Source organism: Actinoplanes sp. NPDC051633, assembly GCF_040681735.1.
Lineage (GTDB): Bacteria > Actinomycetota > Actinomycetes > Mycobacteriales > Micromonosporaceae > Actinoplanes.
On record NZ_JBFAZH010000123.1, the window covers coordinates 1 to 11,454 of the forward strand.

12 protein-coding genes and 1 pseudogene are annotated in these 11,454 nt (G+C 70.9%); 9 read left to right on the plus strand and 4 right to left on the minus strand.

The genetic code is table 11. The annotated features are described in order from the left end of the window. Positions 1-100 precede the first annotated feature (100 nt). Entirely contained in the window at positions 101-1,039 is a 939-nt protein-coding gene (locus AB0M20_RS10220) for a DUF4349 domain-containing protein (protein WP_364296527.1), read from the minus strand. Positions 1,040-1,150: 111 nt separating this feature from the next. On the opposite strand from AB0M20_RS10220, the gene AB0M20_RS10225 reads away from it, so the two are divergent. The 4 genes from AB0M20_RS10225 to AB0M20_RS10240 are packed head-to-tail and all read left to right on the plus strand — an operon-like array spanning position 1,151 to position 4,463. Next, positions 1,151-1,786 carry an MBL fold metallo-hydrolase gene (locus AB0M20_RS10225; RefSeq protein ID WP_364296529.1) on the plus strand — a complete coding sequence of 212 codons (636 nt, stop codon included), beginning with the start codon at positions 1,151-1,153 and terminating at the stop codon, positions 1,784-1,786. Continuing rightward, entirely contained in the window at positions 1,786-2,718 is a 933-nt protein-coding gene (locus AB0M20_RS10230; RefSeq protein WP_364296531.1) for a hypothetical protein, read from the plus strand. Before AB0M20_RS10225 ends, AB0M20_RS10230 begins: the two co-directional genes overlap by 1 nt. A 32-nt stretch (positions 2,719-2,750) precedes the next feature. Continuing rightward, the gene (locus AB0M20_RS10235; protein WP_364296533.1) at positions 2,751-3,488 is read left to right on the plus strand and encodes a hypothetical protein; all 738 of its coding nucleotides are present in this window, start codon (positions 2,751-2,753) and stop codon (positions 3,486-3,488) included. 9 nt (positions 3,489-3,497) lie between these two features. Further along, positions 3,498-4,463, plus strand: coding sequence for a GNAT family N-acetyltransferase (locus AB0M20_RS10240; protein WP_364296535.1), 966 nt, complete (start codon positions 3,498-3,500; stop codon positions 4,461-4,463). Here the strand turns inward: AB0M20_RS10240 and AB0M20_RS10245 are convergent. Beyond that, complete coding sequence (locus AB0M20_RS10245) at positions 4,447-4,908, minus strand: gamma-glutamylcyclotransferase (RefSeq protein WP_364296537.1); 462 nt, start codon at positions 4,906-4,908, stop codon at positions 4,447-4,449. The genes AB0M20_RS10240 and AB0M20_RS10245 overlap by 17 nt on opposite strands. A 92-nt stretch (positions 4,909-5,000) precedes the next feature. Between AB0M20_RS10245 and AB0M20_RS10250 the strand changes: the two genes are divergently transcribed. Beyond that, positions 5,001-6,401 carry an NAD(P)H-quinone dehydrogenase gene (locus tag AB0M20_RS10250; RefSeq protein WP_364296539.1) on the plus strand — a complete coding sequence of 467 codons (1,401 nt, stop codon included), beginning with the start codon at positions 5,001-5,003 and terminating at the stop codon, positions 6,399-6,401. Here the strand turns inward: AB0M20_RS10250 and AB0M20_RS10255 are convergent. Next, the gene (locus tag AB0M20_RS10255) at positions 6,328-7,062 is read right to left on the minus strand and encodes a DedA family protein (protein WP_364296541.1); all 735 of its coding nucleotides are present in this window, start codon (positions 7,060-7,062) and stop codon (positions 6,328-6,330) included. The two genes, AB0M20_RS10250 and AB0M20_RS10255, sit on opposite strands and share 74 nt — an antisense overlap. Positions 7,063-7,397: 335 nt before the next feature. Here AB0M20_RS10255 and AB0M20_RS10260 point away from each other — a divergent pair, with 335 nt between their 5' ends. Genes AB0M20_RS10260 through AB0M20_RS10275 form a run of 4 tightly spaced genes read left to right on the plus strand, consistent with a single transcriptional unit; the run spans position 7,398 to position 11,290 of the window. Continuing rightward, positions 7,398-8,972, plus strand: a complete 1,575-nt coding sequence (locus tag AB0M20_RS10260; protein ID WP_364296543.1) for a circularly permuted type 2 ATP-grasp protein — start codon at positions 7,398-7,400, stop codon at positions 8,970-8,972. Continuing rightward, entirely contained in the window at positions 8,966-9,904 is a 939-nt protein-coding gene (locus AB0M20_RS10265; protein WP_364296545.1) for an alpha-E domain-containing protein, read from the plus strand. Before AB0M20_RS10260 ends, AB0M20_RS10265 begins: the two co-directional genes overlap by 7 nt. A gap of 1 nt (position 9,905) precedes the next feature. Continuing rightward, positions 9,906-10,745 (plus strand): transglutaminase family protein, encoded by an 840-nt coding sequence (locus AB0M20_RS10270; RefSeq protein ID WP_364296547.1) that lies wholly within the window; start codon positions 9,906-9,908, stop codon positions 10,743-10,745. Further along, positions 10,742-11,290, plus strand: coding sequence for a TetR/AcrR family transcriptional regulator (locus AB0M20_RS10275; RefSeq protein ID WP_364296549.1), 549 nt, complete (start codon positions 10,742-10,744; stop codon positions 11,288-11,290). The genes AB0M20_RS10270 and AB0M20_RS10275 overlap by 4 nt, the downstream gene beginning before the upstream one ends. A gap of 68 nt (positions 11,291-11,358) precedes the next feature. On the opposite strand, the pseudogene AB0M20_RS10280 reads toward AB0M20_RS10275, so the two are convergent. Further along, positions 11,359-11,454: pseudogene (locus AB0M20_RS10280) on the minus strand (rRNA adenine N-6-methyltransferase family protein); the annotation flags it as partial.

Below are 11,454 nucleotides of genomic sequence, written 5' to 3' on the forward strand. Positions count from 1 at the left end.
TGTGCACTCCCGAACCCCCCCGGCCCATTCTCCCCGCGCCGACGTGTTCGCCCCGCGGGCCAACCCCGGCCGGGAGCCCCGGCGGGGCACCCACTTTTCGCTAGGTGGTCTCGGCCGGCTCGGGGGCGGGGTCGGCGGGCAGGGCCGGCCCTGCCGGCTTGCGGCGGTAGCGGCGGAAGGCCCAGATGACGGCCCAGAGCGGCAGGCCCAGCGCGATCAGCCAGGGCAGCAGCGCGCCCATCACGGTGACCAGGACGGACAGTGAGGCGACCAGGGCATCCCAGCCGCCGCGCAGGCCGGCCAGGAAGCCGGGAGCCGGATCGTCGTCGCCCGGCGTGGCCGCGGCCGGACCGAGCAGCACCGCGGTGATCGTGGACAGTGCGGTCAGGTCGGCCAGCCGGCGCTTCTTGGCCTGCAGCGAGGCCAGGTCGGACTCGCGGGTCGCGACCTCGCGCTCCAGCATCACCAGATCGGTCAGCGAGTTCGCCCTGGCCAGCAGCTTGCGCCCACTGTCCACCCGGGCCTGCTGCACGGTGATCCGGGCGTCCAGGTCGACGGTCTGCTCGGTGACGTCCTCGGTGTTGATCCCGCGCTCCACCTCGTCGCCGAGGCCGGCGAGCTGGTTGACCACGTCGGCGAACTTCTCGGCCGGCACCCGCAGGGTCAGCGAGGCGTTGTCGTTGCCGCCACCACCGCTGTTGCGGTTGTCCGCCCCGACGAAGCCACCGGCGCCGCCGGCATAGCCGGTGGCACGGGCGGCCGCGGCGTTGACGTCCTTGACGCGGACCGTGATGTTCCCGGTGTAGATGATCGAGCGCTGGTCGACGCTCAGGTCCGGCGCCTGGGCCGGTTCGTTCTTCGCCGCCGCCCCGCCCTGCGCCGCCTGGTCGGCCTGCGCCGGCTCGGCCTGCTCGACCGCGGGCGCGGGTGCGCCACCCGCGGACGAGCTCTGGGCGGCGCTGTCGTCGCTGCCGGAGCCGCATCCGGCCAATAACACTCCGGCCGCGAGCGCGGCACCGATCATTCGTGTGATACGCATGGTTTCCTCCGAACCCCGTTTCGGTAAGGCACCGGTGAGACGCGCGACATGCGTCCCGCGGTTCCGGCAGACTTCGATCCAGACGTCACGATTCAGTAGCGGAGGAATATCGTGCGGATCACCAAGCACACGCACTCCTGCCTGCGCATCGAGGGCGACGGCGTGCTGGTCGTCGACCCCGGCGTGTTCGGCGAGAGGTCCGACCTTTCCGGCGCGGACACCGTGCTGATCACGCACGAGCATCCGGACCATCTCGACGTGGGCGCGCTGGCGGCGGCCGCCGCCGAGCGGCCCGGCATGCGGGTGGTTGCGCATCCCGACGTCGTGCCGCAACTGGCCGAGGTCGATGCGGAGGTGACGGCGGTGGAGCCGGGTGCGGAGTTCAGCGCCGCCGGGTTCACCATCCGCGCGTACGGCGGGCAGCACGCGATCATCCACCCCGACCTGCCGCGGATCGCCAACATCGGCTTCCTGGTCTCGGACGGCCGGTCGAACCTGTTCCATCCCGGCGACTCCTTCGTCGTCCCCGCGGACGTGCAGGTCCAGACGCTGTTCGTCCCGTTCCAGGCGCCGTGGTCCAAGATCTCCGAGGCGATCGAGTACGTGCGCGCGGTGCACCCCGAGCGCGCCTTCGCCATCCACGACGCGTTGGTCAAGGACTTCGCCGCCGGCATCTACGACGGTCACTTCGATCGGCTGTCCGGCACCCGCTACGCCCACGTCGCCCCCGGCACGACGATCGACTGATGCCGGCCGCGACCGACGAGATCATCCGGCGGATGTACGAATCCCCGCCGGAGGGGTTCGTCGCGGCCAGGTCCGCGGCCATCGCCGACGCGAAGAAGTCCGGCGACAAGCTGGCGGTGAAGCGCCTGACCGCCCTGCGCAAACCGACCGTGGCGGCCTGGCTGGTGAACCTGCTGGCCCTCAAACGTCCGGAGCTGATCGACCAGCTCGTCGAGCTGGCCGAGGGGCTGCGGGTTGCCCAGCGCACCCTGCAGGGCGACGAGCTGCGCGAACTGTCCACACAGCGCCGCCAGATCGTCTCCGCGCTGGTGAACGAGGCCCGCAAGCTGGCCGTGGCGGAGGACCGCGGGCTGGCCGGCAAGCTGCCGCTGGGCGAGGTCGAGGCCACGCTGACGGCGGCGCTGGCCGAGCCGGAGGTCGCCGAGCAGGTCCGCAGTGGGCGGTTGGTGCGGGCGGCAACGTACGCGGGCTTCGGTGAGGTTCCGCGCCCGCGACTGCGCCTGATCAGCGGCGAAGCGTCCGAAGCGGAGGAAGACGAAGCCGAGGACGAGGTCGCGGACGACGACGACGCGGAGGAGGCGCACGAGGGTCCGAGCGCCCGGGAGAAGGCCGCGGCCGAGAAGAGACGCCGTGAGATCGCCGAGCGCCGCCGGGAGCTGAAGCGGGAGCTGTCCGCCGCGCAGGCCGCCGAGAAACGCGCCGACGACCAGCTGGACAAGGCCGAGTCGGCCGAGCGCGACGCGAATCACACCGTCGAGGACATCGACAACGAACTGGCCGAGTTGGAGCGACGCCGCACCGAGGCGCAGGCCGAGGTGGGCCGCCGCAAGCTGGCCAGGCGGGCCGCGGAGCGCGAGGCGGCCGCCGCCCGGCGCCGGGTCGGCGACGCCGAGGCCGCCATCGAGGACCTGGATGCCGACGCCCCGACGTGACTGATTCTCAATAGGAAGAGCAGAATCGTTTCGTGACCCCCGAACAGGCAGCCGCCAATGCCAAACCGGGACTCGCCAAGCTCGTGGGCGCCTTCGCCGAGTCGCCGCAGACCCTGCGCCGTGCACGACTGCTGGGGCTGTCCGGCTGGGCGTACCACGTTTCGGCGCGGGCCGGGGCGCTGGGCGATGTGCGGCCCGAGACGGTCACGGCGGCGATCGGGTTCATCGCGCCGGAGGCGGTGACCGACGGTTGGGAGGCGACGGCGAAGACGTCGGAGCCGATGGAGGTCGCCACCTGGCACCTGCACGAGCTGTGCCGGTGGGGCGCCGACCGGCTCGGCGGTTTCCCGCGGGTGGGGCGGCTCGTCGAGCTCTCCCGGCGGGTGGTGTCCGCCGTGGACGCCGCGGGTCTGCCGCTGTTCGCCGCCTGGCGCGCGATGCCGGTGCCGGAGTCCGCTCCGGGCGCCCTCGCGGCGGTGCAGCTCCACCTGTTGCACGAGCACCGGCTGGGCGTGCAGGTGGTCGCGATCCGGGCCAGCGGGCTCACCCCGCTGCAGGCCATCATCGCCGGTCCGGAGGGCGAGACGGGCGCGGTCGCGTTCGGCTGGCAGCCGCCGTACCCGCCGGCCGGGCCGACCGTTCGCCGTCTCATGTGGGCGGAGTCGGTGGCCGACGCGCTCGCCGGGCAGGCGTACGGGACGCTGACCCGCGAGGAGCGGGTCGAGCTCATCGGCCTTTTGGAGTCGCTGTCCACCCGGCTGAGCAGCTAAATTGCCGGGGTGACTGCGCTGCCAGCGGGTTGGATCACCCGCCGCCCGACCCTCGACGACATTCCCGCCCTGCTGAAGATGGTGCACGCCAGCGACGTCGCGGCGGTGGGCGAGCCGGACTTCAGCCCCGATGCGGTGCGCGAGGCGCTGACCGGCCCGAACACCGACATGGCGGTGGACTGCTGGGTGGCCCTGGATGCCGACGGCGACATCGTCGGCTGGGCGTACCCGGACAACAGCTCCGGCGGCGATCGGGAGTTCATCGAGGTCTACGTGTGGCCGGAGCGCGGCGTGCCCGCGCTCGAGCCGTTGCTGGCGCTGATGATGGGGCGGGTCGCCGAGCGGGCGGAGCGGTTCGGCCACGACCCGTACACGGTCCGGGCCGGCGCGGTGCCGACCGAGACGGCGTGGATCGCCACGCTGACCGAGGCCGGGTTCGACTTCCTCAAGCAGCACGCCCGCATGACGATGTCGCTCGCCGACGTCTCGCCGACACCACCCCGGCCGCCGGCCGGCCTCACCGTCCGGCCGCTGCGCCATCAGGACAAGGCAGAGCTGCGCGCCTTCCACGCGGTCGTCGAGGAGGCCTTCCGCGACTCCGACCACCCCGCCGACGACTTCGCGACCTGGCTCGGCCGGGTCCACGCGGAGTCGTCGGTGTCCTGGGACGAGTGGTTCGTCGCCGAGGCGGACGGGCGGATCGTCGGGGCGCTGCAGTCGTCCGACAGCGGCGGCGAGAGCGACGAGGGGTGGGTGCGCAATCTGGCGGTGCTGCGCGCGTACCGGAAAAGGGGTGCGGGTGAGGCGCTCCTGCGCCGGGCCTTCGCCGCCTATGCCGCGAACGGCCGGAGCCGGGCGGGTCTGGGTGTGGACATGGCCAACCCGACGAAGGCGGCGCAGCTCTACCGTGCGGTGGGCATGCACCCGCTGTACGAGGCCAACATCTATCAGCGGACGATCAGCCGTCGGGGTTAGAGGTGCGGGTGGGGCGCTGGCGCAGCTCGTTGACGTAGTCGTCCGGCGCCCCGGCCTTCTCCGCCGCGTTCGCGATCTCGGAGAGGTACCACGCCGTGGGCATGCCGCCCTCGTACCCGTCGAAGACGTAGACCCAGGCGCTGAACTCGCCCTCGAGCGTGACAACACGCACGGTGAGCTTCTGGTACGCCCCGGCCGTCACTCCCTCGACCTCGTCGAGCTGGGCCGCGTCCCACGGATGCACGTCGTAGAGCGACACGAACACCCGGTCGCCGGGCGACTCGACGATCGTGGTGACCGCGCCCTCCCAGCCCATGTCACCCTCGCCGGCGAAGGTCAGCCGCCAGCCTTCTATCCACCCCACCCCGACCATGGGGGAGTGCGGACAGTAGGCCCGCATGCGGGCCGGATCGAGGTTTGAGCCATACGCGGCGTAATGACGCACGGCGATGACGATAACCGCAGTGGCGGGTGAGGGAGAATACGAGGGGTGCGTGTCGACGTGTGTTGGTTCCAAATCATGGAGGTTTGATCCCTTTGAGCCGGATTGTGATCATCGGCGGTGGGCCCGGCGGGTACGAGGCGGCTCTGGTCGCCGCGCAGCTCGACGCCGACGTGACCCTCGTCGAGGCGGACGGGGCCGGCGGAGCCTGCGTGTTGTCCGACTGCGTGCCGTCGAAGACCTTCATCGCCAGCTCGGAGATCGTGACCGGCTATCGGCACAACGAGCGCTTCGGGATCCGCAGCCCCGGGCTCGCGGGCGTCGAGGTGGACGCGGTCGCGGTCAACGAGCGGGTGAAGAAGCTGGCGCTGGCGCAGTCCGGCGACATCCAGGCCAAGCTGGTCAAGGCCGGGGTGGACGTGGTCACCGGCCGGGCGCGGATGGGCGAGGACACGCTGGGCCACACCCATCAGGTGTTGATCACTCCGGAGGGCGGCGAGAGTTACGCGGTCGATGCCGACACTGTCCTGCTGGCCACCGGCGCGACCCCGCGCGTGCTGCCCACCGCGGTGCCGGACGGCGAGCGGATCCTGGACTGGCGGCAGGTGTACGACCTGCCCGAGCTGCCCGAGCACCTGATCGTCATCGGGTCGGGTGTGACCGGCGCCGAGTTCGCCAGCGCCTACCTCGCGATGGGCGTACCCGTGACCCTGGTCTCCAGCCGGGAACGCGTGATGCCGCACGAGGACGCGGACGCCGCGATGGCGATCGAGCGGGTCTTCCGGGAGCGGGGCATGACGATCCTCAACCAGTCGCGTGCCGAGTCGGTGGAGAACACCGGATCCGGCGTGCGGGTGACGCTCACCGGCGGCCAGGTGGTCGAGGGCTCGCACGCGCTGATGGCGGTCGGCGCGGTGCCCAACACGGCCGACCTGGGCCTGCGGGAGTACGGCGTCGACGTGGCGACCGGCGGTTACGTCACGGTCGACCGGGTCTCGCGCACCAACGTGCCCGGCATCTACGCCGCCGGTGACTGCACCGGGGTGCTTCCGCTGGCCAGCGTGGCCGCCATGCAGGGCCGGATCGCCATCTGGCACGCGATGGGCGAGGCGGTCGCGCCGCTGCGGCTGCGGACCGTGTCGGCGAACGTCTTCACCGACCCCGAGCTGGCCACCGTGGGCGTCTCGCAGAACGACGTGGACGCCGGCAAGGTGCCCGCCCGCCAGGTGATGCTGCCGCTGACCGGCAACGCCCGGGCCAAGATGGCCGGGCTGCGGGACGGTTTCGTCAAGCTGTTCTGCCGCCCGGCCACCGGTCAGATCGTGGGCGGCGTCGTGGTGGCGCCGAAGGCGAGCGAGCTGATCCTGCCCATCACGATGGCGATCGAGAACAACCTGACCGTGGACCAGCTGGCCCACACGATCACGATCTACCCGTCGCTGTCCGGCTCGATCGCCGAGGCGGCGCGTCAGTTGATGCAGCACGAGCTTCAGTAGCGTCGCCGGCCTCGTCGTTCTTACGCCCGCCGAAGAGGGCGAGGATCCAGCCGGCCGTTCCGAAGATCACGGCGGCGGTGGCGGCCACGGCGAACAGCCGCCATGCCGACTGGGTCACCGCGGTGCCGCCGAGGTGGCCGACCAGCCCGCCGTACGTGGCCCAGGCGACCGCGGCGCCGCCGTCGTACGCGATGAACAGCTTGATGGGGTACCCGGAGCGGCCGGCGTGATAACCGGCCGCCATCCGCCCGCCCGGCACGAACCGGCACAGCAGCAGCACCAGCGGGCCCGGCTTGCGGAGACCCCTGGTGAACCGCTCGGCCGCGCGTTTGGTCTTCGACGCCTCCGGCGGCTCGCTGTCGTCCGATTTCGGGCCGAATTTGGCGCGCAAAATGGCGAGCCGGCTGCTGAGCCAGTGACTGTTGGAATTACCGGCTGTGCGCCCGAGGATGAATGCGATGGTGTCGCCGGTGAACATGCCCGCCGCACCGACAGCGATGACCAGCGGCAGGTCAAGCCCGCCGTACACGGTGAGTGCGCCGGAAGTGATCATGATCGCCTGGATCGGGACGACCGGAATCATGGCGTCCACGGTGAGGAAGCCGAAGAGCGCAAGGTACGCCCAAGCCGGTGTTGCCATGGCGGCCAACAGATCGGTCATGGGTAAACACCTCGCGGTTGGTGGGCTCACGACATTGTGCGTGTCCGGCCCTGTGAGCTGGCTGAGTTTTCAGCATGCGCCTCTCGGCGGCCTGCGTGATGGTGATGGTCGACACGCTACGTACCGAACGTTGTATTTGAAGTGCTAGCGGCCCAGTGTCGCGTAACTACACCGGCACGGCAGCCGTATTAACGGAGGTCGGGCGTAACGTAAGGGTGCGCCGCACCATCGGGCGGCCGTGGGCCGTCGGCGGGTCCCGTGCCGACGGCCCTTCTAACTGGTCGTGTCGTGACATGTGTTACCCCTGCGCAATGAGTTCTGCGTAGATTCAGGCCATGGCGGATCTGTTCGAGGAATACCGCCTCGGCCCCGGCTGGGACGAGATGTTCGCCGAGCTCGGGATGCCCCGCGAAAGCTACGAGGCGCTGCACGCCACCCTGCAGCCGCTGTCGAGCGCTGAGCTGGGCATACGCGCCGAGGTGCTGGCTCGTGCCTTCCTCGATCAGGGGATCACCTTTGCCCTGAAGGGCGTCGAGCGTCCCTTTCCGCTGGACATCGTGCCGCGGATCATCGCGGCCGCCGAGTGGCGCTCGGTCGAGCAGGGGGTGGCCCAGCGGATCCGCGCGCTCGAGGCCTTCCTGGCCGACGTCTACGGCGCCGGCCAGGTGCTCGCCGACGGCGTGGTGCCGCGGCGGATCATCGCGACCAGTGCGCACTTCCTGCGCCAGGCGGCCGGCATCAACCCGCCCAACGGGGTGCGCATCCACGTCGCCGGGGTCGACCTGATCCGCGACGAGCAGGGCACCTTCCGGGTGCTCGAGGACAACGTGCGCATCCCGTCCGGGGTCAGCTATGTGATGGAGAACCGGCGGGCCATGGCCCAGGTGCTGCCGGAGGTGTTCGCCGCCACCCGGATCCTGCCGGTCGAGTCGTACCCGGCGATGCTCCTGCGTGCGCTGCGCGCCGCCGCGCCGATCGGGGTGGGCGACCCGACCGTGGTCGTGCTCAGCCCCGGTGTCTACAACTCCGCCTATTTCGAGCACGCGCTGATCGCCCGCGAGATGGGCGTCGAGCTGGTCGAGGGCCGTGACCTGGTGTGCGTCGGCAACGACGTGGCCATGCGGACCACGGCCGGCGAGCAGCGGGTGGACGTCATCTACCGCCGCATCGACGACGACTTCCTCGACCCGGTGCACTTCCGGGCCGACTCGGTGATCGGCGTGGCCGGGCTGCTGAACGCGGCGCGGGCCGGGCGGGTCACGATCGCCAACGCGGTGGGCAACGGGGTCGCGGACGACAAGCTGCTCTACACGTACGTGCCGGATCTGATCCGGTACTACCTGAATGAGGAACCGCTGCTGCCGAACGTGGACACCTACCGACTCGACGAGCCCGGCGTGCTCGAGGAGGTGCTGCCGCGGCTGTCCGAGCTGGTGCTCAAGCCGGTGGACGGGGCCGGCGGTGCGGGCATCGTGATCGGCTCGCAGGCCACGCCGCCGGAGCTGGCGGCCGTGGGCGCACTGATCAAGGAGAACCCGCGCGGCTGGATCGCCCAACGCGAGGTGAAGCTGTCCATGGTGCCCACGCTGATCGGCAACCGGCTGCGCGGGCGGCACGTCGACCTGCGGCCCTTCGCGGTCAACGACGGGGAGCGGATCTGGGTGCTGCCGGGCGGGCTCACCCGGGTGGCGCTGCCCGAGGGCGCGCTGGTGGTGAACTCCAGTCAGGGCGGCGGGTCGAAGGACACCTGGGTGCTGGCCGACGGCACCGAGGGGGTGGAGTTCGAGATGCCCCACCTGCCCGCCGAGCCGGCCCCGCTTCCGGCGGCGGTCAGCCCCGACATCGGCCCGGGGGGCGCCGCCGCCGAGGAGCAGCAACAGCAACAACAGCAGGAGGGTGTCCCATGCTGAGCCGGATCGCCGAGTCGCTCTATTGGATCGGGCGCTACGTCGAACGGGCCGAGGACACCGCCCGCATCCTGGACGTGCATCTGCAACGCATGCTGGCCGACCCCTGGACCCAGGAGGACTCGGCCTGCCGCTCGCTGCTCGCGGTCATGGGCAAGCCGGCCGGCGACGACCCGGTCTCCGCCGCCCAGGTGATGAACCTGCTCGCCCTCGACGACCACAACGTCAGCTCGGTGGTCGGCTCACTGGGCGCGGCCCGCGAGAACGCCCGCGGCGCCCGCGAGACGGTGTCCTCCGAGATGTGGGAGTGCCTGAACGCCACGTGGCACGGGCTGCCCAACGCCCGGCGGCGGGTCGAGCAGCAGGGCGTGCACGCGTTCTTCCGCTGGGTGCGGGAGCGTTGCGCGGTGATGGCCGGGCTGACCGACGCCACCATGAGCCGCGACGAGGGCTGGCTGTTCCTGGTGCTCGGGCGCAGCGTGGAACGGGTGGACATGACCGCGCGGCTGCTGCGCACGCACGAGCGCGCCGGCGGCAGCATCCCGTCGTGGCTGACGCTGCTGCGGTCGTCCGGGGCCTGGGAGACGTTCCTGCGTACGTACCGCGGCTCGCTGGACGATCGGCACGCGGCCGAGTTCCTGCTGCTCGACCGGCTCTTCCCCCGCTCGGTCTTCGCGGCGCTGTCCACCGCCGAGGGCTGCCTGACCGACCTCGAGCCCGACCCGGGCCGGGCCGGCGTGGCCACCGACGCGCAACGGATCGTCGGCCGGGCCCGCACCAACCTGGAGTTCCGCGGCGCGGACGAGCTGATCGACGACCTGGCGACGGTGCTGGCCAGCCTCGAACGCACGTGTTCGCAGGTCAACGATGCGGTGTCGCGGCGGTACTTCCGGCAGACGACGGCGGTCAACTGGGTGCGGGGAGCGGTGGCCTGACGTGGACAGCTGGCGTCTGAAGGTGGTGCACAAGAACGGCTTCGACTACGCCGGGCCGGTGTCGTCGTCGTACAACGAGGCCCGGATGTGGCCGCGCAACGGCGCCCGGCAGGCGGTGCTGGACGCCCGGGTCGAGGTGTGGCCGCCGGCTCGCACGTACCGCTACGAGGACTACTGGGGCACCGTGGTGACGGCGTTCGACGTGCACGCCAAGCACGAGGCGCTGACCGTGACCGCCACCTCGACGGTCGAAACGCTGCCGCCCGGCGACCTGATCGAATCCGGCTCCTCTTGGGAAGCCGTGGACGTCGACCGATGGTACGAACTCATTCTGCCGACCAAGCGGACGTCGCTGAACGACGAGCTGAAGGGCATCGCCGCCGACATCAAGGACGCACACGCAACGCCGCACGCCGCGGCCATGGCCACCTGCGAGTTCATCCGCAGCCAGGTGACCTACCAGACCGGCGCGACCGGCGTCCAGACCGACGCGATCCATGCCTGGGAGCAGCGCAAGGGTGTCTGCCAGGACATCAGCCACCTCACCGTCGGCATGCTGCGGGAGATGGGCATGCCCGCCCGGTACGTGTCCGGCTATCTGCACCCCAAGCCGTCCGCGGGGATCGGCGAGAGCGTCGTCGGGCAGAGCCACGCCTGGGTGGAGTGGTGGGTCGGCCGGTGGACGGCCTTCGACCCGACCAACGGCGTGCCGGTCGGCGAGCGGCACGTGTCGGTCGGCCGCGGCCGCGAGTACGGCGACGTGCCGCCGCTCAAGGGCGTCTACGCCGGCCCGAAGAGCACCGGCCAGGCGGTCGAGGTCACCATCACCCGGCTGCGATGAAGGCCTATCACCACGGAGATCTGCGCCGGGCGCTGCTGGCGTCGGCGGCGGCCGCCATCGAGGAGGACGGCGTCGCCAAGCTGAGCCTGCGCGATCTGGCCCGGCGGGCCGGAGTGTCGCACGCCGCGCCGGCCCACCACTTCGGTGACAAGGCGGGGCTGCTCACGGCGCTGGCGGTCGAGGGGTATTCGCGCCTGGGCGAGGCGCTGTCGCAGGCGCACAGCTTCCTGGACGCCGGCGTGGCCTACGTGCTGTTCGCGGTGGAGAACCGCGCGCACTTCGAGGTGATGTTCCGGCCCGAGCTCTACCACGCCGACGACCCGGCGCTGGTCGAGGCGCAGGCGCGGTCGGGCGCGGCGCTCTATGCCGGGGCCGAGCAGATGCCGGACGCAGCGGCCGATCCCGGCCTGGTCCGGTCGACCGCCCTGGCGGGCTGGTCGATCGCGCACGGTTTCGCCACGTTGTGGCTGAGCGGAGCACTGCCGGACATGGGTACGTCGGTGGAGGACGCCGCCCGCACGGTGCTGCGCCGGCTCAACTCCTAAGAGATCAGGTGCTGCTCGATGCGGCTGAGCAGTGCCGTGCACCGGCGGACTTCGTCGAGGTCGTCGCCGATATCCGTACTTATGTTATAAGGTATATTACCAAATATTTTATAGGATTGGTTTTTAGGAAATTTAAACTGCAATATATCCTTGTTTAAAACTTG